We start from the raw sequence: 23761 nt of genomic DNA, 5'->3' as shown, positions 1-23761 counted from the left end.
TTCTCCCTTCGCGGGGTAGCTTCCTGGCGCGGGCCTCAGGCGTGCGCGGCGGCGTCCAGGGCCGCGTGGCCGCGTTCGATCAGGCCGGCGAGCCGGTCCCGGTGCTCGGGCGTGACGTCCGCCAGCGGCGGGCGCACCGGGCCCGCGGACCTGCCCTGCACCGCGAGACCAGCCTTGACCAGGGCCACCGCGTAGCCGTCCGTCGTGAGCCGCAGTTGGGTGAGCGGCACGTAGAACTCCCGCAGCAGCGTGCGCTGCACGGTGTCGTCGCCGCGTTCGAAGGCGTCGAAGAACGCGCGGGCGATGCGGGGGGCGAAGGCCAGCGTCGCCGAGGAGTAGGCGCGCGCGCCGACCGCGGCGTAGGCGCGGGCGAACGTCTCGGCCGTCGGCATCCCGTTGAGCAGCGGGAGCGCGCCGCCGGTCGCGGTGTGGACGCGCTGCAGCAGCTCCAGGTCGCCGTGGCCGTCCTTGAACGCCACCACCTGCTCGATCTCGGCAAGTTCGGCCACGGCCTCGGGGGTGAAGACCGCGGTGGAGCGCTGGTAGGGGACCAGCGGCAGGCCGGTGGCCGCGGCGATCTGCCGGTAGTGCGCGACCAGACCGGCGGGCGGGCCGACCTGGAGGTAGGGCGGCAGCACGAGGGCCCCGTCGGCGCCGGACTGCTCCGCGGCCACGGCGAACTCGGCCGCGAGCCGGGTGCCGCCGCCGATCCCGGCGTAGACGGGCACCCGGCCGCCGGTGCCCGACACGGCGACGCGCACGAGTTCGCGGTGCTCGGCGGGGGTGAGCGAGGCGAACTCGCCGGTCCCGCAGGCGACGAAGAGGGCGGAAGGACCCGCGTCCGCCATGTCGGCCAGGTGCTCCTCGAAGCGCGGGAGGTCGAGTTCACCGTCCTCGCGGAACGGCGTGACGGGGAAGGCGAGCAGCCCCTGGAGAGCGTTCGGCCGCTGTGGAAGTGCCGGCACCGGAAAACCCCTTGTCCATCTGTCGTCTGCACTGTCTACGTCGTCTACGTATGAAGACGTCGTCTAACTTTGTAGACGGGAGTAAAGTGCTGCCCGGGCGCAGGCGTCAAGAGATGCAGAGGAGAAAACCGTGACGGAATCGGACGGGCCGCAGGACGCCGGTCGAGTACGCAGCGTGAAATCCGCCGACCGGACCATCGCCCTGCTCGAATACCTCAGCGCCGCCGAGTCGCCCCGTACGCTGCGGGACGTCACCGGCGACCTCGGCATCCCGCGGGCCAGCGCCTACGCCCTGCTCATGACACTGGTCCGTACCGGCTGGGTCGAGCAGGATCAGACCGGCTCCGGCTTCCACCTCGGCATCAGGGCCCTGCGCGCCGGAGCGGCCTACGTCGAGCACGACGACGTGGTGCGGCGCGCCCAGCCCGTCATGAACGACCTGTCCGGCAAGCTCGGGGAGACGATCCACCTCGCCAGGCTCGACGGACACGAGATCGTCTACCTCGCGACCTGCCCGTCCCGGCACTCGCTCGCCGTGGTCTCCAAGCCGGGCCGCCGCCTGCCCTGCTGGTCCACGGGCCTCGGCAAGGCGGTCCTGGCGCACCGCCCCTGGCCCGAGGTCGACGCGCTGCTTCCCGGCACCCTCACGGCCCGCACCCCCCACTCGATCACCAGCAGGCCGCGGCTGCGGGAGGAGTTGGAGACGGTCGCGCGCCGCGGCCACGCCGTGGACGAGCAGGAATCCACCCTCGGCCTGCGCTGCTTCGCCGTCCCCCTGCACTTCGGCGGCGCCATCAACGAGGCGCTGAGCTGCTCCGTTCCCCTCGTCCGCCTCGACCCGGCCCGCGAAGAGGTCATCCTGGACGCCCTGCGCCACGCCCGCAACCGCATCACCGGCTGAGCACCGGCTGAGCACCGAGCGGCACCGAGCGGCACCGAGCGGTACCGAGCGACGGCGCGCGCCGCCGGGGAGGGGTCCCGGGGGTTCGGGCATAGCCTGCGCGCCGTGTGGAACGGGGTGCGCCTCGGCGACTGCCCGGGCCGCGTTCGTTTCCTCCGCACCTCCGCACCTCCGCACCTCCGGGCCTCACAGCCGTGATTCCCGGCACACCTGCCGTGTCACCGTGGCCCTTGCTCCACCTCGCCCATCCCACCGAGAACCAAGGAGCAACGCATCGTGAAAGCACTCGCCTTGGGCAGTACCGCCATGGCGGCACTGCTGTTCCTGGGAGGCCCCACGGCCCAGGCCGCCGATCCCGAGCCGCGCCATGACCAGCCCGCCGCACAGGGCGAAACCCTGTCCCTGAGCGCCGCCGACGAGTACATCGAGTGTTCCTGGGTGCTCGACCCCTACGTGGAGTGGTGGTGGGACGACTCGTACACCCTCACCAGCGTCGGCGTCGAGCCGACGGGGGACGTCGAGTGCAGCTCGGACATCTACAGCATCGAGTCCGAGCTGTATGTGCACCACGACGAGACGCGCATCTCCCTCGACGAGGACAACTGCGTCTCGGACGACGGGAGCGAGTGCGCCGAATCCTCCACCGCCGCGACGCACACCTGCACGGCGGGAACGGCGTGCGCCGGGGACTGGACGCCCGAGCTGGAGATCCGCCTGGAGCTGAGGGACGGCACCTCCTGGGACGCCGACACCTTCCCCGACTACTGCTCGGTCCAGGGCTCCGAGGACGAGGTCGTGCGCTGCAACTACGTGTATGACCCGCCGGTTCACGTTCCGCCGACCTTCCCGCCGGACGCGGACGCGGACGCGGAAACGACGGCGTAGCCGGACCGGACGACGGCCGCGGCCCGCCGGACGGCAACCGTCCGGCGGGCCGCGGGGGACCCGGGTGACTCAGCGGGTGTGGTAGGCGTCGATGACGGTCTGAACGGTGCGGTTGCCGTCGGCGTCCACGGCGGTGGCGCGCAGGGACACCGAGCCGCCGGCGGCCGGGTTGTCGACCGCGACCTCGGAGACGTCGCCGGCGCCGTCGTGGACGGTGGCCCAGCTCTCGCCGCCGTCGGTGGAGGTCTCGACCGTCAGGGACGCGGCCGTGCCGCCCGCCACGCTCACCGGGACGGCGAAGCCCTCCCCGGCCGGCGCGGTGCTGTCCGCGGCGAGCGCGGGGGAGTACCGCACGGCCAGCGGGCCGACGACCGGCTCGTACGTGTCGGTGGTCGCGGAGGTGAAGGTGTGGTCGACCATGACCTCCGTGGACGTGTCGGTGTAGCCGAGGTCCGCGCGGGAGGCGGTGGAGACGATCCGGAACTCCGCCTCGCCTTCGGGGAGTCCGAAGGCAAGGCCCGCCGCGGACACGGTGAGGTCGCGCACGAGTTCGCCGTCACGGTAGACGCGCGTGCTGCCGGGGCCCAACTCGGCCCAGCCGCTCTCGCCGGTGCCGGGCGTGGACAGGGAGAGGTCCCCGAAGAGCAGGTTGCCCTCCCGGAAGAACGCCGCGCCGTTCGGGTAGGCGGGCCCGAAGACCCCGGCGTTCAGGACGCGTTCGGACGTCTCTCCCGCGGGGAACTCCTCCGGGGGATACATCACCTGCTGGACGCCCGCGCCGTCCGCGCCGTACTGGGTACTGGAAAGGCGCCACGGCATGCCGGGCTGGAGCCAGAAGTCGACCGTGCCCGGCAGCCCGACCGCGGTGCCGACGCCGAGGCCGAACGTCTCGGGTGCGGCGCCCGCCCAGCCCTCGGCTCCGTCGGCCCGGGTGCCGACGGTCGCGGCGACGTGGGCCATGTCCGAGGCCGCGGGGTGGTTGACGAGACCGGTGGGGAAGGTGCCTTCGAGTACGCGGTGGCCGAGGTACTGCTGCCCGTCCTGGCCCGCGTGGTGGGAGAGCAGCGAGACCTGGAAGGGGTCATCGGCCGGGGGCTCGGCGATCGAGAGGCTGTTGACCCCGTCCGGCGGCGCCCCGAAGTACCACATCCACCCGCTGACGCCGGGGGAATCGTAGGTGGTCGCCAGCTCCCGCAGCTCCGCGTCGGGGTCGGGGGCGGTGAAGTCCAGCCGCTCCGCCTCGCGCAGATCGACCTCCAGGGTCGTCGCCCCGTCGATCGTCACCCGCGGCGCCACCGCCCACTCGACACTGCCGCCCTCGGCCGCGCCGGCGTACGGGTCGGGGGCGACGACCTCGATGAGGTAGTCCCCGTCGGGCACCTGTCCGGTGACGGTGCCACCGGCGGACAGGGCGTTGAACCCGGCGTCCGGACTGACGACGAACGCCCGCGCGCCCTCGGCGGGGTTACCGTCCCGGCCGGTGATCTCGATGGTGACATCGTGCTGTTCGGGTTCAAGCGCGAGGGTACCGGCGGTACGGACCTGCTGGTCGCCCGAGGTGCCGGTGACGACGAGGCCGTAGTGGCCGTCGTCGGACGCCGCGAGGGCGGCGGGGTCGGCGACGACCTCCAACGTGGCGGTGCCCCCGGCCGGCACGGTCACCGTCTCCGCGGAGAGGGCGAACAGCCCCTCCGGCGCGCCGCCATCGCCGGGCGCGGTGGTCGAAAGGTCCAGGGCCAGGTCGAGGTCGGCCTCGCCCTGGTTGTGGTAGGTGATCTCCCGGGTGATCGGGTCGGCAGCGCCCGCGGGCGGGGCGACCGCGCCGAAGTCGAGCGTGTTCGCGTCGGCGGTGAGCGTCTGGTCCAGGGCGCGGGGGATGTCGAGCCGTCCGGTGCCCAGCCGCACCGGCGCGCCTCCGACATCGGCCGCGGAGCCGACCAGCGCCGCCTTGAGCTGTTCGCCGGTCCAGTCGGGGTGGCGTTGCAGCAGCAGCGCGGCGGCGCCCGCGACGTGCGGGGCGGCCATCGACGTTCCGCTGATCGCCGCGTATCCGTCCGCGACCGGCGTGCCGGTCAGCTCGACCCCGCTGCCGGCGGCAGCGGCGGCGGCGATCTCGACGCCCGGCGCGGACATGTCCGGCTTGAGTGACCCGTCGACCGGACTCGGCCCCGCCGAGGAGAAGTCCGCGACCGCGTCCTCGTCGTCGACCGCGCCGATGGTCAACGCCGACGGCGCCACCCCGGGCGACCCCACGGTCCCCGCGGCCGGTCCGCTGTTGCCCGCGGCGATGACGAAGAGGGTGCCGTGCTCCTCGGACAGCGCGTCGACCGCCTCCACCAGCGGGTCGCTGCCCTGGCGCGCCGGGCCGCCGAGGCTCATGTTGACGATGTCGGCGCCTTCTTCGACGGCCCACTCCATACCCGCGATGATCCAGGAGTCAAGGCCGCCGTACTCCCCGAGTACCTTGCCGGCCAGCAGGTCCGCGCCCGGGGCGATGCCGCGGAAGGCGCCGTCGGAACGGTCGCCGCTCCCGGCGGCCGTGGACGCCACGTGCGTTCCGTGCCCGTCGCTGTCCCCCTCGGTGTTGTCGTCGGTGAAGTCGGCCTCGGCGCGGATTTTGTCCTCGAAGTCGCCGTGGTCGGCGGCGATCCCGGTGTCCAGGACCGCGATCGTCACCCCGCTGCCGTCGTATCCGGCCTCCCACGCCTGGTCCGCGCCCACCTGCCCGGCGCTGTTGTCCAGGGTGGCCTGCCGCACCCGGTCCAACGAGACCGTCCGCACCCCAGGGGCGGCGGACAGCGACATCCCGTCCTCGCCGGGGCCCTGGGTCAGGGTCTCCCACAGCGGGGCGGCGTCCTCCTCGGACAGCGTGAGCGCGTCCGCCTCCAGCGCGTCGAACGAGTCGCGGACCTCCACGCCGGTGTCCGCGCGGAGGGTGCGGGCCATGGCGCGGGAGCCCTCGTCGTAAGCGACGATGACCGGGAGGCCGGCGAACGCGCGGTACGCCTCCCGCGACAACTCGGTGACGTTGAACAGGCTTTCGTCCACCGTCCCTTCGTCGATCAGCGACTGCGCGTCCCACGGCACCACCAGCGTGGCGCCGTCCCGCTCGAAGACCCGGATCGGTATGTGTTCCCGCCCCTGGGCCCTGACCACCGCGGACACCGCCCCGTCGGCGTCGAGCAGCACCTCGTCGCCGGTGATGAGCGTCACCGCGGAGCCGCCGGCGGTGGCCGCCGCGCTGCCCGTTCCGCCCTCGTGCCCGGCGGGGGCGGCTGCCGCACCACCGAGCCCGGCCGTCATGGCCAGCACCAGCCCGGTGGCGGCGGCCGCCGCGCCCGTTCTCCTGCCTCGCGTGTTCAACAAGCCTCCCAAATCGTGGGGGAATCATCGGTGGGACCGCACCCGGCTTCGGGCCGCGTGCGGAGCTATGACCGCCTCGGAGTGACGGTTGGGGGGTTCCGTTCTGACGGCGGGGGCGGCCGTTCATCGCCCCGCTGGTCCGCGGGGCTCCGGCCCCCGGGATTCCGCTCGTCGACATCCGCGTCATCGTCGGTGTCGGCGTCATCGTCGGTGTCGGTGTCGGTGTCAGTGTCCGGGTGCAGCGAGGGCTCGGGCCCGGTGGGCGGGTGCTCCGCGGGAACGGTGGGGCGGCCCGGCTCAGGTGCGGAGTGGGTGAACGTCGAGACGCCCACGACCGCGAGGACCAGCGCCGTGGTGAGCGTCGCCGCCGCGGCGGCCCTGCGGCGCAGGCGCAGCCGGCGCCCGTCGGCGATCGCCGACGAGGTCACATCGCCGAGCGGCGGCTCCGGTTCGCCCGCGAGGATGGCCTCGAAGACGCCACGGAGGTCGTCGTCGTCCGGCCGGTTCGTGATCAGTGTCATGCCCTGTTCACCTCAACGGCTCCCCGCTCGATGAGCCGCCGAAGCCGGCTCAGCCCTCTCGCGCTCTGACTCCTGACCGTGCCGGGGGAGACATGCAGAGCGTGCGCCGTCTGCTCCACGCTCCAGTCCTCCCAGAACCGCAGCACCAACACCGCCCGGTAACGCGGCGGCAGGTTCATGAGCGCCGCCTGCATCACGAGGCGCAGCTCCGGCGCCGGCGCCGGAGCCCGGGCGTCGGGGAGTTCCGGCAGCTCCTCCACGGGGTCCTCCCGCATTCCGCGGCGCCGGTGCTGGTCGATGAACGTGCGGATGAGGATGGTGCGCGCGTACGCCTCCACGTTGCCGTCGCGCCGGACCCGGCCCCAGGCGGCGTACAGCTTCATCAGCGTCGTCTGGGTCAGGTCCTGCGCCTCGTGCCAGTCGCCGCACAGCAGGTAGGCACTGCGTCTGAGCGGCCGCTGCCGCGCCTCGGCGAACTCCCGGAACTCACGCTCTCGGGCTGCTTCCCTCACCCGCCGACCTTTCGCCGCTCCGACGCCCTTCTCCTCCTGTGGATACGGAACGGGGCGGCGCGGCGTTGCATGTGTGGCGAAAAAGTTCTGTGCGGGTCGGACCAACCGCTCGGAGGCAGGGGCCGAGGCCCCGGGGCGGGCGACGCCGCGCCGGTCAGAGGAGAAGGCTTGGAGACGCGGTGCGAGCGGTCCGCGGTGTAGATCATCTGGCGGGTGGCTCGCCGGTTCTCCGCGCGGCGCGTGGAGTTGGACGGACCTGACGCTGCGGCAGGTGCTGCATGCATGAACCAACTCGGCGACGCGCACCTGGGCACGGAGGCGGTGGACGAAGTAGGCCGTGGCGAGTGTGAGTACCTGCCTCAGTCGGTCAGTTGATCAGTTGTTCGGATCGCTGCCACAGGCCGCGCGCGAGATCGGCGTCGTGCGCAAGGCGGTTCAGCCGTGCTCCGGTCTTGCGCTTGACGTAGAACTCGCCGGACGCCCAGTCGCGGCCGGGTTCGCTCTCGGCGAGCCAGACGAGTTGATCTGCTCCCTTTTCGGGTGGCGTGCCGACCGTGGCGCTGACGGCGCGGCTTGACGAGAGGAACTTCATCAGCCGGCTCGTGGTCTCGGAGCCGAAGTTCGTCCTGACGATGCCTGGATAGAACACCGCGGAAGACAGCCCCTGCGAGTGGTAGCGGCGGTGGAGTTCCTTGGTGAACAGCACATTCTCAAGCTTCGCGGCGTTGTAGGCGCGGATCGGGTTGAGATTGCCGTCGGAGTTGAGATCGTCCAAGTCGAGCTTGCGGACGTTGCCGCCGTGCAATGTCGTGGTCTGGATCACTGTTGCACGCGACGCGACCAGTTTGTCCATGAGCAGGGAGGTGAGAAGGAACGCCGCGAGGTGGTTGATCTGGAACGTCTTCTCGAAGCCGTCGACGGTCCTGACGGGATCGCCGAACACGCCACCGGCATTGTTGGCGAGGATATCGATGCGCGAGTAGGCGGCGTCGAGGTCGGCCGCGAGCTTGCGTACATCGTCCAGCCGAGCGAAGTCGGCGACGAAGTGGTTCACGCCGAGTTCTGCCGCCACGGCTGCCGTCTTCCGCGGCGAGCGCCCGACGACGATCACCTCGTGCACACGCTGATTCAGCAGGCGAGCGGCGGTGGCGCCGATGCCGTCGCTCGCTCCGGTGATCACGATCACCTTGCTACTGCCCTTGATGTCGTCGTTCATCCGCTCTCCAGGTGGGACTCGGTCACGCATGTGAGACACGGTACCACTTCTGGAGTGTAGTACCCTTTGGGTATGGGAGCGAAGCACGCTGCTGGTGGTGTCCGGGCGAGAGCGCGCGAGGTCATGCGCGCCGAGGTGGCCGCGGTCGTCCAGGACCTGATCCTTGAGCGCGGCTACGAGGCGACAACCATTGATGACATCTGTGCGGCTGCCGAGGTATCCCGCAGCACGTTCTTCCGGTACTTCCCCAGTAAGGAAGATGCGGTTCTCGGTGCAGCACTTGACTCAGGTGAGCGACTACGCGACACGCTGGCCGCTCGTCCGCTCAGCGAAGCACCCTGGGTCGCGATGCGACGTGCGCTCGATCCGCTGATCGAGCACTATGAAGCCCACGATGAGCGAGTTCGGTCCCTGACTCGCCTCATCATGAATACTCCGGTGCTGGCTGCCCGGCATCGGGAGAAAAACGCACGGTGGCACGGGCTGCTCCAGCCTGAGGTCGCGCGTCGCCTCGACGCCGACCCGGCCGATCGTTCCGACCCGCGTGCTCATGCGTTGATCGCCGCGGCCCTGGGTTGCGTGGAGGCGGCGTTGACCGCATGGACCTCAACCGACCGGCCCCAAGCGCTCGCGCCGATCCTGGATCGCGCCATGGACGTGCCTCTCCGCCACAAGTGACGGCAACGGCGTACTCCGGCCATCAGACTGACCCGGTCGCGGCGAATCGCGCCGGTCGTCGATGACACCCAACGCAGGCCGTGACGGCGCACGAGTTCAGCGAGGCTGGTCGATCTTTGACCCGGCGACCGTCACCAGGCGGGTGCGGCTGGAACACGCAGGGGTGCGCGTCGCCGGGTGCCGTCGCACACCGTGCGCGACCTCATCAAGGTCGGCTGGCAAGCTGTTCACCGAAGTGCTACGCGCCCCCTTCACCGAGCGCGGCACCGCGCGCCCCCGCGTTCCCTGAGTCACGGCGCAGCGGCTGAGCCGCGGGCGGTGCCGAGCCGGGTCCGATCCGGAACAGGCGGTCGGCGGTACGGCGTTGCGGCGTTGCGGCAACAGGGCAGGCTGGGGGCGGGTCTCAGATCAGGCCCTTGCGGCCTGCCAGCCAGGCCAGTTGCATGCGGCTGGCCGCGCCGGTCAGGCGCATCAGGTGCTGGACGCGGCGCTGTACCGTGCGCCTGCTCAGGCGGAGCTGGCTCGCTATCGCCTTGTCGGCCACCCCCGCCACCAGCAGGGACAACAGGTGCTGGTCGTCCTCCGACAGCGGCGTCCCCTCCGCCACCCCCTCCGGCACCGTGACCGTGCCGGACGCGCTCACCGCGAGCGGTACGCCGTCGGCCCAGTAGCGTTCGAACAGGGCGAGCAGGGCGTGCAGCAGACTGCTGTCCCGCAGCAGCGCGGCCGTCGGCTCCTGCGGGCTGCCGTGCGGGCCGCCGGGCACCAGCGGGCACAACGCCAGCCGCCGGTCCACGATCGCCATGCGCAGCGGGAGTTGGGGAACGGACCTGGCGTCCTCGCCCGCCCGCACCCCGGCCACCACGTTGTCCACCGCGCCGGCGTCCTCGAAGAACGCCCGCTCGTACAGCACCCGGTAGCGCACCCCGCGCGCCAGCGCGTCGTACTCCGCGGTGTTGCTGCCCGACGGCATCGCCACGTACTGCGCCTTGCAGAACCACAGCGTCTCGTGGCGCGCGCTGCTCTGGAGCTGGCGCAGCCGCTGCCGCAGCGCCGCCGCTCCGGTGACCACCTCGATCAGCTGCGCGGCGTCGTCCCGCCGCCGCGTGCCGCGGTAGGTCTCCAGCAGGTCGGTCACCGCGGCCCTGGCCTGTTCCAGCGCCTCCGCGCGCTGCCGCAGGTGCGGCAGCAGCGCCACGTCCGGCGGGCTGGCCGTGTAGCGGGCCGGCGTGCGGCCCGCCCTGATGACCATGCCGCGGCGTTCAAGACCCGCGAGCAGACGTTCGGCACAGGCGGGGGTGAGCCCGGTCCTGCCCGCGATGTCGTCCGGCGTCGCCGCGTCGACCGCCACCAGCTCCCGGTAGACGGCCTCCTCGTCCGTTGTCAGCCCTGCCGCCTCCAGCATCGTGCCTCCCGCCCGCATTATCACCGAATCGGTCACCGGACGTCCCGCCTGTCGCAATGGCGACATGTCGCTACTGCGCCATCCGGAAAGCGTGACACCCCGTCCGGGCGCCCGGATTCTGGCCTGTGAACGAAAGGTGAGAGCGCGTGAGGCATAAGAGATGGACTGCCCGCCTGCTGGCGGCGATGTCAACGGGGCTGCTGCTCGCGGCCGGTGGCGCCCTGCCGGCCTCGGCCCGGCCGGCCGAAGGCCCCCCGCCGCCCGGCGGCGAACCCGCCGCCCCGGTCGGCGAGACGGCCGGGGCGACGGCCGAAGTTCCGCTGATCACGGGCGACATGGTGACCCTCGTCGACGCGGGTGACGGTCGGCAGGTCGCCTCCGTCACGCCGGGCCCTGGCCGCGAGCACCTCCACTTCGAGCAGATCGAACGCGACGGCCGGTTGACCGTCCTCCCTTCCGACGCCCGCCCCCTGGTACTCGACGGCACGGTCGACGCCGGACTCTTCGACGTCACCGGCCTGATCGAGCAGGGCTACGACACCGCCCGCACCGACAGCCTGCCGCTGCTGGTGACCCGCGGCGAGGGCGTTTCGGCGGCCGAGGCCGACGCCCTCGCCGCGCTGCACGATCCCGGGGAGCCCTCCCACCGGCTGCACAGCATCGACGCCACCTCGCTGCGCATCGGTACCGGGGACCTCGGCGCGTTCTGGGCCGAGTTCGGCCCGCCGGACGGCGGGGCGCGCGATGCGGGCGCGGCCCCGCGCCTGCGGCTCGACGGCCGGGTGAGCCCGGTTCTCGACCGCAGCACAGGGCAGATCAACGCGCCCGGCGCCTGGTCGGCCGGCTACGACGGCAGCGGCGTCACCGTCGCCGTCCTCGACACCGGCGCCGACGCCGGACACCCCGACCTGGCCGGGCGGATCACCGACAGCCGCGACTTCTCCGGCAGCGGTTCCGGCACCGGGGACGCGTTCGGCCACGGCACGCACGTCGCCGCGACCCTCGGCGGCTCGGGCGCGGCGGGCGACGGCAGCAGGCGCGGCGTGGCGCCCGCCGCCGACCTGCTCATCGGCAAGGTGCTGGGCGACGACGGCCTGGGCAGCGAGTCGGCCGTGATCGCGGGCATGGAGTGGGCCGCGGCCGAGGGCGCCGACATCGTCAACATGAGCCTGGGCTCCGCGGGGCCGAGCGACGGCACCGACCCGCTCAGCCGCGCCGTCGACGAACTGACCGCCGCCACCGGCACGTTGTTCGTGGTCTCGGCGGGCAACGACGGCGAGAACGGCCGCTCCACCGTCTCCTCGCCGGGCTCGGCCGACGCGGCCCTCACCGTCGGGGCCGTGGACCGCGACGACGCGCTCGCCCCGTTCTCCAGCCGCGGGCCGCGCGTCGGCGACGGCGCCGTCAAACCGGACCTGACCGCGCCCGGCGTCGGCATCGTCGCGGCCCGCGCCGAGGGCACCGCCATGGGGCAGCCGGTGGACGCCCGTTACACCTCCGCTTCGGGAACGTCGATGGCCGCCCCGCACATCGCGGGCGCCGCCGCCCTGCTCGCGCAGCGGCACCCGGACTGGACCGCGGACCGGCTCAAGGACGCGCTGATCAGCACCTCCGCGCTCGTGCCCGGCACCGCCGTGAACGAGCAGGGCGGCGGGCGCGCCGACGTCGCCGCGGCCGTCACCGGCGGCCTGGCCGCCACCGGCACCGCCGCCCTCGGCCCGTTCACCCAGGGCACCGAGGAGAACGGCGGGGACGCGCCGCGCGAGACGGCCGTCCGCTACACCAACACCTCCGACGCGCCCGTCACCCTGGACCTCGCCCTGTCCCTGGAGACCACCGGCGGGCGTCCCCTGGACGCCGCGGCCCTGACGCCGGACCGCGACACCGTGGACGTGCCCGCGGGCGGTACCGCCGAGGTGACGCTGACCGCGGAGCCGCGGCAGGCGGAACGCGGCGACTACTACGGCTACCTGACCGCCACCGCCGACGACGGCACCGCCGTGCACACCACACTGGGCATGAACGTCAACGGGCCCGTGCACACGCTCACCCCCACCGTCATCGGCCCCGACGGCGAACGGGTGCCCGGCGCCTGGCCGTTGATCTGGGGCCCGGACGGCTTCATCGCCCCCGACACCACCGGGCGCACGCCCAGCGCCGAGGTGGAGGAGGGCACCTACCTGATCAGCGACACGGCCAACGCCCGCGGCGCGGACAACATCAGCGAGGTGTACCTCGGCGTGCTGCCCGAGGTGGAGGTCGCCGCGGACACCGAGGTGACCCTCGACCTCAGCCGCAGCACCCCCGTGGAGATCCGCACGCCCCGCCCCGCCGAGCAGCGCAGCTGGATGAACTACCAGTACTACCGGCACTACGACGGGCACGACTTCACGCACTCCTTCACCCAGCCCATCGGCTCCGCCCGGCTGATGGTGACCCCGACCAGGACCGTCGGCGCGGGCGCGTTCGAGTTCGCCTCCCGCTGGCAGCTGGTCGCGCCCGTGCTTGAGGCCGATGTGCCCGGCTCCCGGCTCGACCTTGACCCCTACTACCTGTCGGCCGCCCCGCTGTTCGGCCGCGGCAGCGACCGGCTCGTCGTCGCCGACGCGGGCGAGGGGCCGGAACCCGACTTTTCCGACGTGCGCGGCCGGCTCGCCGTCGTCCGCGGCGAACCGGGCGGCGGCTACGCGTCGCTGGCCGAGCGGGCCGCGGAGGCCGGGGCGAAGGGGCTGATGATCGTCGCGGCCCCCGGCCAGGGCCACTGGACTCGCTGGCGCCCCAACGGCAACGTGTTCGCCCTGCCCGTCGTGCGGGTCGGCCACGCGCACGGCACGGCTCTGCTGGACCGGGCGGCCGATCGCCGCACCAGGGTCACGTTCTCCGGCACCGCGGAGAGCCCCTACCTCTACGACGTGATGCAGACCTCGGCCGACCGCATCCCCGAACGCGTCGTGCACACCGTCACCGACCGCAACACCGCGCGGGTGTCCGTCACTTACACCGAGGCGGGCAGCGCCGCCTGGGGCTCGGCCCAGCGCATCAGCTGGCGCCCGCACCAGGGCATCGCCATGCCGGACTCGCCGCGCGAGGTGCCCACCGGCACCACCCGGACCGAGTACATCAGCACCGGCGACACCGTCTGGCAGCACTACGTGCACCACGCGCTGTCCGGGTTCTACGACCAGCCGGTCACCGGGTTCGCCCCGCGCGGCGCGCAACGCACCTACGACGCGCGGGACTCCGGCACGGAACGCTGGACCGCCTCCGTGGTCAGGCCCGCCATCCCGCGCGGCACGGGCGAGCCCTCGGTGCGCACCGGCGACGCGCTGCGCCTGGACATCCCGGAGTTCACCGACTCGGACGGCCACGCCGGCCGCGCCAGGTCGGGCGACCGTGTCACCGCGGCGCTGTACCGCGACGGCGAGGAGGCGGGCACCGCCGACTCCGGGCGGGCCGCGTTCGACGTGGCACCGGGCGAGGCCGACTACCGGCTCGACCTCACCACCGAACGCACCGCGGCCACCTGGGAGTTCGGCACCAGAACCGAAACGTCCTGGCGCTTCTCCTCGGACACGGCGCAGGAGGAGACGCTCCTGCCGCTGCTGCAACTCGACTACGCCACCGGCGCCGACGCGCACAACGCGGTGCGCCCCGCCCGCACCCACATCGTCGGCATCACGGTCCGCCACCAGGACGGGCTGGCCGCGCCGCGCGGCGTGAGCGTGGAGGTCGCCGCGTCGTGGGACGGCGGCGAGACGTTCGCCGACGCCGTCCGGGTGCGCCCGCGCGGCGGCAACGCGTTCGACGCAACGCTGCGGCGCCCCCACGGCGTCGACGGGGACGCGGCCGTGACCCTGCGCGTCACCGCGGCGGACGCGGCGGGCAACCGGGTCGAGCAGACCGTCCGCGACGCCTGGACCCACCGCGGGTGACGCGGAGGCCGGGCGCGTGCCGCGCCGCCGGGCGGCCCACCGGCCGCCCGGCGGAGCGGGGCGCTACTTCTCCAGGCAGAACTCGGCGATCGGGTAGCCGACGTGCCGGTCCTCCTTTGGCAGGTAGCCCAGCACCGTGTCGCCCGGCTTCAGTTCGGTGCTGTTGAGGACCACGCCGCCGGGGCCGAGCACCCGCACGTGCCAGTCGTCCTGAAGGATCAGGTTGACCCGCCGGCCGTCGGGCGCCTCGGCGTCGATCGAAATGAGCGGCCGGGACTCGATCTTGACCCGGCCGACCGTCACCAGACGGGTGCGGCCCTTGATGTCGACGGCCGTCACCTTGCTGCCGGTCTTCAGCTCGCTGAGGTAGTTGGTGCGCTCGTCGGTCCCCAGCGTGTACGAGTGCACCGCACCGGCGTTGACGCGGAACGGGCGGGTCGGCATGTACGGCAGCGGGTGCGTCTCGCTGACGCACAGGATCATGCCCTTGGAGTGCGAGCCGACCAGGATGCCCTCGTCCTCGCGGAAGTACGTGCAGGTGTCGACGCAGGCCCGCTCGCCCATGCCGACGTGGGCGGTGTCCACCACCCGCAGCTCGACCAGGTCGAGGTCCGGCACCTCGGCCTGCGCGGCGCGCTTCAGCGCCGCGGTGTCACCGACCGCGCCCGGGGCCATCATCACGCCGTCCGCGCCGTGCTCCAGCACGCCGAAGATGATCTCGGCCTCCTCCACGTCCTTGGCGACGGTGATGAGGGAGCCCTCGGCGCGGGCCGCCGCGGCGATCACGATTTCCAGCGGGATCTTCGTGGGGTCGCGGAACAGCAGCAGGCTCCACTTCTCGGTGCGCGCCGACACGCAGGCGTCCTCCAGCGTCGGCGCGTCGATGATCTCCACGAACCGCCCGAACTCCAGGTCCGGGTGGCGTGCGGCCAGCTCGGCCGGGGTGGTGCCGTGCCGCGCCGGGTCCACGATGACGACCGAGACGTCCCCGAAGTCCTCGGGCAGCGGCTTGCCCTGCGGGAACAGCACCTTCGTCACGGTGGGCGGCAGGTCCTTCAGGTCCGCCGGGTCGTCGGAGACGACGGCCTCGACCCGGTGGTGCAGCGCCTCCTGGAGGATGGCGTCACGGGCGTCGCCGAGGGAACGGATGTCGAGCCAGCTGAGCTTCACGGAAGAACTCCTCGGATGGTGTGCGGGATCACTGGGCTTTGCGGGGGTGCGGGGGTGCGGGGGCGCGGGGTTGCGGGGCTGCGAGGGCGCGGCTCAGGCCGCCACGGCCCGCCCGGCGGTACCGGCGGCACCGGCGGGCAGCGCCGCGCCCTTCTGGTGGATGAGGTCGGAGAGCTTGTCCGCCATGGCGCCCGGGTCAGGGGCCTGGAAGACGTTGCGGCCCATGGCCACGCCGACGGCGCCGCCGCGCAGCGCGTCCTCGACGTAGGCGAGCGTCTGCGCCTCGTCCTGGTTGCGGGGCCCGCCGACCACGACCACGGGGATGGGGGCCGTGCCGGTGATCGCCGCCATGCCGGCGACCGAGCCGACGTACGGGGTCTTGACCAGGTCGGCGCCGAGGTCGGCGGCCAGTTGCACCGCGTGGGCGACGAGGGCGGGCGACCGCGGGTCGTCGATCCTCGGCCCGCGCGGGTAGACCATGGCGAGCAGCGGCACGTTCCACCGGTCGCACGCGTCCGCGACGGCGGCCATGTCCGCGATCTGCTGCCGCTCGCCCGCGGAACCGAGGTTCACGTGCACGCTGACCGCGTCGGCGCCCGCGCGCAGGCTCTCCTCCACGCTCGCCACGAGGTACTTGGCATCCGGGTCGGGCGCGTGCGCGGTGCTCGCGCTCAGGTGCACGATCAGCGACGTGCGGGTGAACCACTCGGGGTCGACGTGCCGCAGGGCGCCCTTGTGCAGGACCACCGCGTCCACGTGGTGCGCGGCGAGCTGGCCGACCAGCGCGTTCAGCCGCCCCGACGGGGTCAGCGGCCCGTCGGTGAGGGAGTGGTCCAGCGGCACGACGAACAGCCGTTCCGGGTCGTGGTGGTGCAGCCGTTGCAGGCGGAGCCGTCTGGCGAACGAAGTGTTGTTGATCATCTGGCTTCCCCGGGTCATGGCTGGTGGGAGAGGTGACGGTGCTCCGTGTCCGTTCCGGCGTCGAGGCCGAACTCGGTGTGCAGCAGCCGGACGGCGCGCACCGAATCGCCGTTCGGCACCGTGACCGACACCCGCAGCTGGGAGGCGGACAGCAGGCGCGCGCCGATGCCCGTACCGGTGAGGGAGTTGAGCATTCTGGAGGCGTACTGCGGGCGGCTCAGCAGCCCCTTGCCGACGATGGAGACCTTGGCGAGGTGCTCGTCGACGTCCACGCCGCCCGCCGGCCCGGCCAGTGCGGTGAACCAGTGCCGGACGGCCGGCGTATGGGCGCGGCCGACGGTCACCCCGACGGACATGTCCCCGCCCGGCGTCCTGGTGACGGTCGCCATATCGGCCGGGATGGCCTGCCTGGCGAGGATGTCGAAGACCGCGGGGGCCGGATCGCCCCGGTCGGCGGCGCTGGTGAACGTGACCCGGGCCACGTCGGCCTCGTGGACGACCGCCACGACGGCGGCCCTTGCTTCTAGCATGTCCTCTCCGTCCCTGTGAAGAATGCGGGTGCCGATATCGCGGGCCGCGGAGCCGCCGACGTGGATGTCGATGCCGTAGAGGGCGGCGAGTTCAACGGCGCGCGCGTGCATGACCCGCGCCCCGGCGAACGCCATCTCGGCCATGACGTCGATGTCGACGGTGGGCAGCACCCGGGCGGCGGGCACCACCCGCGGGTCCGCGGTGAGCACGCCCTGCACGTCGGTGTAGATCTCGCAGTGGCGGCTGCCGAGTTCCGCGGCGAGCGCCACGGCGGTGGTGTCCGAGCCGCCGCGGCCCAGCGTGATGGTGTCGCCCTCGGCGGTGAGCCCCTGGAACCCGGCGACCACGACGACCTCGCCCGCGTCGAGCAGGCGGCCGGCGCGTTCGGTGTCGATCGCCACGATGGTGCCAAGGCCGTGCGGGCCGCTGACCAGGATGCCGCTCTGCGCGCCGGTCAGCGCGGTGGCCGGCCGGCCGATGCGCTGGAGTGCCATCGCGACCAGCGAGGCGGAGGCGGTCTCCCCGGTGGCGAGCAGCTGGTCGAGTTCCCGGCCGCGCGGCCGGGGGTTGATGCTCCCGGCCAGGTCGAGCAGGTCGTCGGTGGTGTCGCCGCGGGCGGACACCACCGTGACCACCCGGCGGCCCGCGCCGGCCGCGGCGGCCACGCGCCGGGCCACGTTCTCCAGCTGGTGGCCGGTGGCCAGCGAACTGCCGCCGTACTTCTGCACCACCACCTCGCCCGCGCTCCCGGCCCTCAGCGCCACCATGCCGCCTCCGCTCGTCGCACCGTTGCTTCCGATTCGTTGCGACGAGCTTGCGGGAGCCCGGTATCGTGCCCGTTTCCCTACCGCACCATGCCCGCATCGTGCCCGCATCACCGCATGAACGCCCCGCACCGGCGGCGGACATACGGAAGGGCCCCGGACAACGAGCAGTCCGGAGCCCTTGCACATGTCCGCTGAACGGACGTCCCTTCGCAGACGACCCGCAGACGGACCCGCAGACGGACCCTAGGCCGCCGCGCGGCGCAGGCGTTCCGTGATGGCGTGCGCGGCCCGTTCCGCGGCGTCCGCGGCCACGGTGCGCCCGTGCGCGGCGCAGGCCGCCGCCGGGTCGCCGAGGTAGCCGTCCGGGGTGACGCTGCGGGCGTGTTCGTGGCCGCGCCGCCAGGCGGCCACCTCCCGCGGTCCCAGATCGGTGGGCGGCAGCCCGGCCAGGAGCGCGGTGCGCACCAGGTCCCGCCGCCCGGCCAGCATCAGCGATGTCTCCTCCCGCCCGGCGTGCAGATCGGGCGGCCCGCCGCGGGCGGGCGCGGCGGTCGGCGGCAGCACCGTGACGGCCGGGTCGCCGGGCGCGGGGCCGAGACGGTCGGCGAGGCCGGGCTCCATCACGAACGTGGCGTCCACACCGCAGCGTTCGCGCCCGGCCAGCACCCCCGCGTGGACGGTCCTGTTGTGCAGCGCGTCACCGTGCCCCGAGAAGCAGAAGACGTGCCGGAACCCGTCGCCCGCAAGGCCCGCGAACACGTCGGCCATGACCTCCGTCATCACCGCGGGTCTGACGCTCCAGGAGGCGGGGAAGCCCGCGGACACGACGTTGACGCCCCAGTAGTACGGCGGCACGATCAGCGCCCGCACGCCCCGTTCCGCCAGCAGGACGCGGACCGCGCGCAGCCAGGCGCTCGGCAGGTAGACGTCGGTCCCGGCCGGGAGGTGCGGGCCGTGCTGCTCGATCACGCCGAACGCCCACAGCAGCACCGCGCCCTCCCGGGCGGCCCGCGCCACCTCGCCCCAGGTCAGCTCGGCCACCGTCCCCGCCAGCACGTCCCCGTCCGGCGCGGGCGTCACGCCCGCGCCTCCCCGGCCGGCGGCGCGGTGTGGTAGGTCTTGGCCCGCTGGATCAACGTGAAGACCTCGGCGCGCAGTTCGGCGAACCGGGGCAGAGCGCGGGTGGCCAGCTGCTCGCGCCGCGCGGGCAGGTCGACGGCGACGCTGTCCAGCACGACGGTCGGCGAGGCGGACAGCACCAGCACCTGTTCGCCGAGGTAGACGGCCTCGTCGATGTCATGCGTGACGAACAGCACGGTCATGCGCAGCTCGTGCCACAACGACCGGGTCAGGTCCTCCAGCTCGGCGCGGGTCTGGGCGTCCACGGCGGCGAACGGCTCGTCCATCAGCAGCACGTCCGGCTCGTAGGCGAGGGCGCGGGCGATGGCCACCCGCTGCTGCATGCCCCCGGACAGCTGCCACGGATGGGCGTCAGGCACGTCGGCCAGGCCGACGGCCGCGAGGGAACGTTCGACCAGGCCGTGGCGGGCGGCCTTCGGTAACTTCTTCTGCCGCAGCGGCAGTTCGACGTTCTGCGCGACCGTCAGCCAGGGGAACAGGCTGCGCGCGTACTCCTGGAAGACCACCGCCATGCCGGGCGGCGGCGCGAGCACCGGCTCGCCGCCCAGCCGCACCGCGCCCGCGCTCGGCGGCAGCAGCCCGGCGATGCAGCGCAGCAGCGTGGTCTTCCCGGCGCCCGACGGGCCGACGACGCAGGCCAGTTCGCCCGCCTCGACGGTGAACGTCAGGTCGCGCACGGCCTCGAAGGTCCGCCGCTTCCCCCGGTATGTCTTGGCCAGGCCCTCGACCTCAAGGCGCCCCCGCCGCGCGGGGGCGGCGGGCGGCGATACGCGCGCTTGTGTGGTCATGACTTCGTTGGTCACTCTCCTCGTCACTCTCCTCGTGTGGCATTCCGCAGCCCCCGGTACCAGCCGAGGACCCTGGACTCGAACAGGCCGAACAGCAGCGAGAGGCCGAACCCGACGAGCCCGAGCAGGAAGATCCCGCTCCACATCTCCGGGATGGCGAAGCCGCGCTGGAACTGGACGATGGCGAAGCCGAGTCCGCTGGAACTGGCGAACATCTCGCCTATCACCATGAGGATCAGGGCGATGGACAGCGCCTGCCGCATGCCGGTGACGATCGCCGGGCTCGCCGCGGGCAGCACCAGGCGGCGCAGCCGCGCGGCCCCCGTCAGCCCGTAGCAGCGCGCCGTGTCGGCCAGGATCTCGTCCACCGACCTGACGCCCTGCACCGTGTTCAGCAGCACCGGCCACACCGCGCCGGTGACGATCACCGTGATCTTCATGGTGTCGCCGATGCCCGCCACCAGCATGAGCACCGGGATCAGCACCGGCGGCGGCAGGGCGCGGCAGAACTCGAGCGCCGGCTCCGACAGCGCCCGCAGCCGCGGGCGGGAGCCGAGCAGCACGCCGAGCGCGACGCCCGCGAGCACCGCGCCCGAGTAACCGGCCGCCAGCCGCCCGAGACTGGGCAGGACGTCATCGGCCAGCCGCGTGGAGAACCATGTCTCGCCGAACGCGGCGGCGATCTCGTTCAGCGGCGGATAGTAGAGGTACCGGTCGCCCGCGGTCACCACGCCCCACAGCGCGAGCAGCGCCGCGGGCAGCCCCAGCAGGTAGGCGAGCCGCACGGCGCCCGCGGCCAGCATCCTCATGCCGCCTCCTTCCGCACCGAGGCGTGCCAGAACAGCACGCGCCGCTCCAGTGCCCGCGCGCCCGCGTTGACGGCCACGCCGAGCAGCCCGGTCACCACGACCAGGGCGTACATGCGGTCCACGGCGTTCGCGGCCTGGGCCCGCGCGATCTCCCGCCCGAGCCCGGGGGCGCCGATGACCAACTGGGCGGTGACGGCCAGGATCAGCGCCACCGAGGCGGCGAGCCGCAGCCCCGTCATCAGGAACGGCAGGGCCGTCGGCCACACCAGGTGGCGCAGCCGCAGCCACCAGGACAGCCGGAAGCCGGCCGCCGTGTCCCGCGCCACCGGGTCGACGTCCCGCACCCCGGCCAGCACCTGGAGCAGCACCGGCCACACCGAGGCGTACACCACGAGCAGCAGCGTGGACGTCTGCCCGGTGCCGTACAGCAGGACCGCGAGCGGCACCAGCGCGACCGAGGGGATCGGCCGCAGGAACTCGATCGTGGAGGCCGTGGCCCTGCGCAGCGGCGCCGCGCCGCCGATGACCAGGCCGAGCACCACGCCCGCCGCCGCGGCGACGGCCAGCCCGTACCCCCAGCCGCGGAGCGTGTCGGCCAGCGCGCTCCAGAACGCGCCGCCGGCCGCCTCGTCGGCCAGCGCGGCGGCCGTCTCGCTCAGGGGCGGCAGGTACGCGGCCGGAACGAGACCGAGCCGCGGGGCCGCCTCCAGCAGGCCCGCGCACAGCAGCAGGCCCAGCGGGCCTAGCAGTCCGTCTGGCACCGCGCGGATGCTGCGGTGCGGATACCACGTCATCGCGTCAACTCCCACGTCGGGGACGGGGCTCAGGGAGCCAGCAGTCCGTCCAGCGGGTCCGTGTTCTCGATCAGGCCCGCCTCGGTGGTCAGCCGCGCCAGGTCCTCAAGCTCCGCCGCGTCGGTGCGCGGGTCCCAACCGGGCAGGGTGACCTGGGCGCTCACGCCCTCCGCCAGGTCCAGGTAGTCGTCCAGGACGGCCCGCGCCTCGTCGGGGTGCTCCTCGGCGTACCGCAGGGACCGTTCCAACGCCGTCGCGAACCGGTCGACGACGTCGGGGTGTTCCGCGGCGAAGCTCTCCGAGGTGAACCAGCCGGCGATCGGCAGCCCCTGCCCCATCGCCGCGTAGCTCACGGGGACGGCGTGCGCCCCCTGCCCTTCGGCGATCGTGATGAACGGCTCGCTGAGCATGGCGGCGTCCACGTCGCCGGCCGCCAGGGCGGCCGGCATATTGGGGATGGGCACCTCGACCAGCGACACGTCATCGCCCGAGAGACCGTGCCGCGTCAGGCCCGTCCGGACGGCGACCTCGTTGATGCCGAGGAGGGTGTTGACCGCGACCGTTCCGCCGCGCAGGTCCGCGACGTCGGTCAGGCCGGGGTCCGCGGTCATCAGCTGCCCCGACCCGTCGTCGAGCGCGTCCGCCGAGGCGCGGGCGCCCACCGACACCATGCGCACCGGCACGTCCTGGCTCCTGGCGAGCAGCAGGCTGACGATGTTGGAGTACCCGATGTCGAGGCTCCCGCTGGTGACCGCGGGCACGATGGCCGCGCCGCCCTGGGACTCCGTCATGCTGACGGTCAGGCCCTCCTCCGCGAAGAAGCCCTGCTCGATGCCGAGCCGGATCGGGGCGACGTCGATGATGGGGATGACCCCGAGGTCGAGGTCGTCCGGGTCGCCTCCGCTGGCTCCGCCGCCCCCGGGACCGCAGGCGGCGGAGGCGGTCAGCAGCAGGGCCGTGGCGGCCGCGAGGGCCGCGCGGACGTGTCCGCGGCGAAGAGGCAGCATGGCAACTCCATCGGCTTCGGGAGAAGTTGGGGAGCGGCGGAGCCGGGCGGGCCGTGGTCGGCACAGCCCGCCCGCCCCGCCGCGGCGCGCTACGCGTCGTAGCGGTACCACCGGGTGTGGTCGATGAGGTCGGCCGGCGTCTTCGTGTGCCAGGGCCCCAGCGGCGTGTGCAGGTCCGGCACGTCCCGCGTGTCGGTCAGCGGCAGGTAGTGCGGCACGTCGGGGTTCCGTTCCTGCCACAGCGCCCAGCAGCGGTCGATCATGCAGTGGTTGAGGAAGAACACCGGGTCGTTGGGCGAGCCGATGTACATCATGTGGCCGCCCACCCAGACGTGCCCGGCGGCGTGCAGCTTGCCCACCTTCGGCTCCCAGGGGAACTTGGTGTAGCCCTCCAGGTGGTTGCGGAAGCTGTTGTACGGGGCCTCGCCGCCCGCGGTGTGGTTCCACGGGGCGCAGTCGTAGACCGGGAGCGCGAGCGTCTCGTCCAGTTCCCGCGGCGTGGGCAGCACGTCGGTGAGGGTCCCCATGTCGCGCACCAGGTAGTCGCGGTCGTCGTGCGTGTAGTTGCCGTTCAGCGCCGGGTTCTCGTCCCCGACCGGGATCACGCTGATGTTGAGCACCCAGCCGTTGTCGCGGGCGAACGGGCCGGTCATCACCCGCCGGTCGCCCGGCCGCCCGTTGCCGCCCATGAACTCCTCGTCCCACAGCGGCGAGTCCTCGCCGTGGTCGGTCGTCCAGTCCCAGTAGGGCAGGGTGACGCGCGGGTCGACGCGCTGCAACTCCCGTTCGAAGCGCATCAGGTACTCGCGGTGCCAGGGCAGGAAGCCGGGGTTGATGTGGCCGAGCCGCTTCCCGGTCTCCTTGTCGAGGTAGTCCCGCGAGTTGATCCGTATGTGCAGGTCCACGTAACGGTCGTAGATGCCGCGCCGCTTGATCTCCCGCACCGCGTGCACGAAGCGCCGCTTCTCCTCGCGGCTCATGTTCAGGTGGTTCTTGCGGATGTGCACCATGGGGGCCTCCCTTTCGACCGGGGCGTCAGACGACCGTGATGTGGGTGCCGTGGTGCCCGGACGGCAGCAGCGCCGCGCCGCGCAGCTCCTCGACCGCCCGGCGGGCGGCGTGCAGCGGGGTGGGCGCCATCTCGTAGTGGCACATGGAGCTGAGGTACGCGTCGTCGGCGAACTTCATCAGGTGCAACGGCCGGTCGTCGATGAAGACGCCGCCGCCCTCGGCCTCGGGAACGACTCTGATGGTGCGGCCCTGGTACTCCTCGACGTACGCGCCGGCGCCCGCGCCCGGGTGGTCTCCGGCGTCCTCACCACCGCCGTGGGCGGCGTGTACGTCCGCACCGCCGTCGCCCACCACCAGCGGGGTGGCCGCCGCGGCGGCCACCAGGGCCGTTCCGGCGACACCCGCGACCATCTCGCGCCTGTTCAGATGCCTGTTGAGGTGCATG

The 23761-nt window shown here is 73.0% G+C and carries 20 protein-coding genes; 4 read left to right on the top strand and 16 right to left on the bottom strand.

The genetic code is table 11. From position 1 onward, the window contains the following. Positions 1–35: 35 nt before the first annotated feature. Positions 36–965 carry a 5-dehydro-4-deoxyglucarate dehydratase gene (locus tag RM779_RS14815; protein WP_311618154.1) on the bottom strand — a complete coding sequence of 310 codons (930 nt, stop codon included), beginning with the start codon at positions 963–965 and terminating at the stop codon, positions 36–38. Between the two features lie 130 nt (positions 966–1095). Between RM779_RS14815 and RM779_RS14810 the strand changes: the two genes are divergently transcribed. Together RM779_RS14810 and RM779_RS14805 are read left to right on the top strand one after the other, a co-directional pair. Next, complete coding sequence (locus RM779_RS14810) at positions 1096–1866, top strand: IclR family transcriptional regulator (protein WP_311618153.1); 771 nt, start codon at positions 1096–1098, stop codon at positions 1864–1866. A gap of 276 nt (positions 1867–2142) precedes the next feature. Next, positions 2143–2751: a hypothetical protein gene (locus RM779_RS14805; protein ID WP_311618152.1), complete on the top strand. Its 609-nt coding sequence runs from the start codon at positions 2143–2145 to the stop codon at positions 2749–2751. 69 nt (positions 2752–2820) lie between these two features. On the opposite strand, the gene RM779_RS14800 is transcribed toward RM779_RS14805, so the two are convergent. The 4 genes from RM779_RS14800 to RM779_RS14785 all read right to left on the bottom strand — a co-directional run bounded on the left by RM779_RS14800 (position 2821) and on the right by RM779_RS14785 (position 8363). After that, positions 2821–6117, bottom strand: coding sequence for a S8 family serine peptidase (locus RM779_RS14800; RefSeq protein WP_311618151.1), 3297 nt, complete (start codon positions 6115–6117; stop codon positions 2821–2823). Positions 6118–6179: 62 nt separating this feature from the next. Next, entirely contained in the window at positions 6180–6635 is a 456-nt protein-coding gene (locus RM779_RS14795; RefSeq protein ID WP_311618150.1) for a hypothetical protein, read from the bottom strand. Beyond that, positions 6632–7147 carry a SigE family RNA polymerase sigma factor gene (locus RM779_RS14790; protein WP_311618149.1) on the bottom strand — a complete coding sequence of 172 codons (516 nt, stop codon included), beginning with the start codon at positions 7145–7147 and terminating at the stop codon, positions 6632–6634. The genes RM779_RS14795 and RM779_RS14790 overlap by 4 nt, the downstream gene beginning before the upstream one ends. A 367-nt stretch (positions 7148–7514) precedes the next feature. Then, on the bottom strand, positions 7515–8363 hold the full coding sequence (locus tag RM779_RS14785; RefSeq protein ID WP_311618148.1) for an SDR family NAD(P)-dependent oxidoreductase: 849 nt from the start codon (positions 8361–8363) through the stop codon (positions 7515–7517). 72 nt (positions 8364–8435) lie between these two features. On the opposite strand from RM779_RS14785, the gene RM779_RS14780 reads away from it, so the two are divergent. Then, positions 8436–9041 carry a TetR family transcriptional regulator gene (locus tag RM779_RS14780; protein WP_311618147.1) on the top strand — a complete coding sequence of 202 codons (606 nt, stop codon included), beginning with the start codon at positions 8436–8438 and terminating at the stop codon, positions 9039–9041. 403 nt (positions 9042–9444) lie between these two features. On the opposite strand, the gene RM779_RS14775 is transcribed toward RM779_RS14780, so the two are convergent. Beyond that, positions 9445–10446: a helix-turn-helix domain-containing protein gene (locus tag RM779_RS14775; protein WP_311618146.1), complete on the bottom strand. Its 1002-nt coding sequence runs from the start codon at positions 10444–10446 to the stop codon at positions 9445–9447. A gap of 146 nt (positions 10447–10592) precedes the next feature. On the opposite strand from RM779_RS14775, the gene RM779_RS14770 reads away from it, so the two are divergent. Further along, the gene (locus RM779_RS14770) at positions 10593–14378 is read left to right on the top strand and encodes a S8 family serine peptidase (protein WP_311618145.1); all 3786 of its coding nucleotides are present in this window, start codon (positions 10593–10595) and stop codon (positions 14376–14378) included. A 63-nt stretch (positions 14379–14441) separates the two neighbouring features. Here RM779_RS14770 and griH read toward each other — a convergent pair whose 3' ends face one another. From griH to RM779_RS14720, 10 genes are all read right to left on the bottom strand, one after another. Next, the gene (griH, locus tag RM779_RS14765) at positions 14442–15548 is read right to left on the bottom strand and encodes a 3-amino-4-hydroxybenzoic acid synthase (RefSeq protein ID WP_311618144.1); all 1107 of its coding nucleotides are present in this window, start codon (positions 15546–15548) and stop codon (positions 14442–14444) included. A gap of 93 nt (positions 15549–15641) precedes the next feature. After that, positions 15642–16469, bottom strand: coding sequence for a 2-amino-3,7-dideoxy-D-threo-hept-6-ulosonate synthase (locus RM779_RS14760; RefSeq protein WP_311618143.1), 828 nt, complete (start codon positions 16467–16469; stop codon positions 15642–15644). Between the two features lie 14 nt (positions 16470–16483). After that, on the bottom strand, positions 16484–17767 hold the full coding sequence (locus RM779_RS14755) for an aspartate kinase (protein ID WP_079252184.1): 1284 nt from the start codon (positions 17765–17767) through the stop codon (positions 16484–16486). Between the two features lie 243 nt (positions 17768–18010). Further along, positions 18011–18847, bottom strand: a complete 837-nt coding sequence (locus RM779_RS14750) for a creatininase family protein (RefSeq protein ID WP_311618142.1) — start codon at positions 18845–18847, stop codon at positions 18011–18013. After that, on the bottom strand, positions 18844–19695 hold the full coding sequence (locus tag RM779_RS14745; protein ID WP_311618141.1) for an ABC transporter ATP-binding protein: 852 nt from the start codon (positions 19693–19695) through the stop codon (positions 18844–18846). The genes RM779_RS14750 and RM779_RS14745 overlap by 4 nt, the downstream gene beginning before the upstream one ends. Positions 19696–19718: 23 nt before the next feature. Then, positions 19719–20504 carry an ABC transporter permease gene (locus tag RM779_RS14740; RefSeq protein WP_311618140.1) on the bottom strand — a complete coding sequence of 262 codons (786 nt, stop codon included), beginning with the start codon at positions 20502–20504 and terminating at the stop codon, positions 19719–19721. After that, a complete protein-coding gene (locus tag RM779_RS14735) occupies positions 20501–21298 on the bottom strand; it encodes an ABC transporter permease (protein ID WP_311618139.1) in 798 nt (265 codons plus the stop codon). The genes RM779_RS14740 and RM779_RS14735 overlap by 4 nt, the downstream gene beginning before the upstream one ends. 29 nt (positions 21299–21327) lie before the next feature. Beyond that, positions 21328–22305: an ABC transporter substrate-binding protein gene (locus RM779_RS14730; protein ID WP_311618138.1), complete on the bottom strand. Its 978-nt coding sequence runs from the start codon at positions 22303–22305 to the stop codon at positions 21328–21330. Between the two features lie 89 nt (positions 22306–22394). Next, complete coding sequence (gene griF / locus RM779_RS14725) at positions 22395–23315, bottom strand: grixazone synthase (RefSeq protein WP_311618137.1); 921 nt, start codon at positions 23313–23315, stop codon at positions 22395–22397. Between the two features lie 25 nt (positions 23316–23340). Next, positions 23341–23760, bottom strand: a complete 420-nt coding sequence (locus RM779_RS14720; protein ID WP_311618136.1) for a tyrosinase family oxidase copper chaperone — start codon at positions 23758–23760, stop codon at positions 23341–23343. Between the last annotated feature and the right edge of the window lies 1 nt (position 23761).

The organism is Streptomyces johnsoniae (assembly GCF_031845565.1).
Classification (GTDB): Bacteria; Actinomycetota; Actinomycetes; order Streptomycetales; family Streptomycetaceae; genus Streptomyces; species Streptomyces johnsoniae.
This window is presented reverse-complemented; position numbering and strand designations above follow the sequence as displayed.

Bases quoted from the DNA above. Each gene is read 5' to 3' on its own strand.
- RM779_RS14795 (WP_311618150.1), bottom strand. From the start codon at position 6,635: ATGACACTGATCACGAACCGGCCGGACGACGACGACCTCCGTGGCGTC.
- RM779_RS14785 (WP_311618148.1), bottom strand. From the start codon at position 8,363: ATGAACGACGACATCAAGGGCAGTAGCAAGGTGATCGTGATCACCGGA.
- RM779_RS14780 (WP_311618147.1), top strand. From the start codon at position 8,436: ATGGGAGCGAAGCACGCTGCTGGTGGTGTCCGGGCGAGAGCGCGCGAG.
- RM779_RS14775 (WP_311618146.1), bottom strand. From the start codon at position 10,446: ATGCTGGAGGCGGCAGGGCTGACAACGGACGAGGAGGCCGTCTACCGG.
- RM779_RS14760 (WP_311618143.1), bottom strand. From the start codon at position 16,469: ATGATCAACAACACTTCGTTCGCCAGACGGCTCCGCCTGCAACGGCTG.
- RM779_RS14755 (WP_079252184.1), bottom strand. From the start codon at position 17,767: ATGGTGGCGCTGAGGGCCGGGAGCGCGGGCGAGGTGGTGGTGCAGAAG.
- RM779_RS14745 (WP_311618141.1), bottom strand. From the start codon at position 19,695: ATGACCACACAAGCGCGCGTATCGCCGCCCGCCGCCCCCGCGCGGCGG.
- RM779_RS14740 (WP_311618140.1), bottom strand. From the start codon at position 20,504: ATGAGGATGCTGGCCGCGGGCGCCGTGCGGCTCGCCTACCTGCTGGGG.
- RM779_RS14735 (WP_311618139.1), bottom strand. From the start codon at position 21,298: ATGACGTGGTATCCGCACCGCAGCATCCGCGCGGTGCCAGACGGACTG.
- RM779_RS14730 (WP_311618138.1), bottom strand. From the start codon at position 22,305: ATGCTGCCTCTTCGCCGCGGACACGTCCGCGCGGCCCTCGCGGCCGCC.
- griF (WP_311618137.1), bottom strand. From the start codon at position 23,315: ATGGTGCACATCCGCAAGAACCACCTGAACATGAGCCGCGAGGAGAAG.
- RM779_RS14720 (WP_311618136.1), bottom strand. From the start codon at position 23,760: ATGCACCTCAACAGGCATCTGAACAGGCGCGAGATGGTCGCGGGTGTC.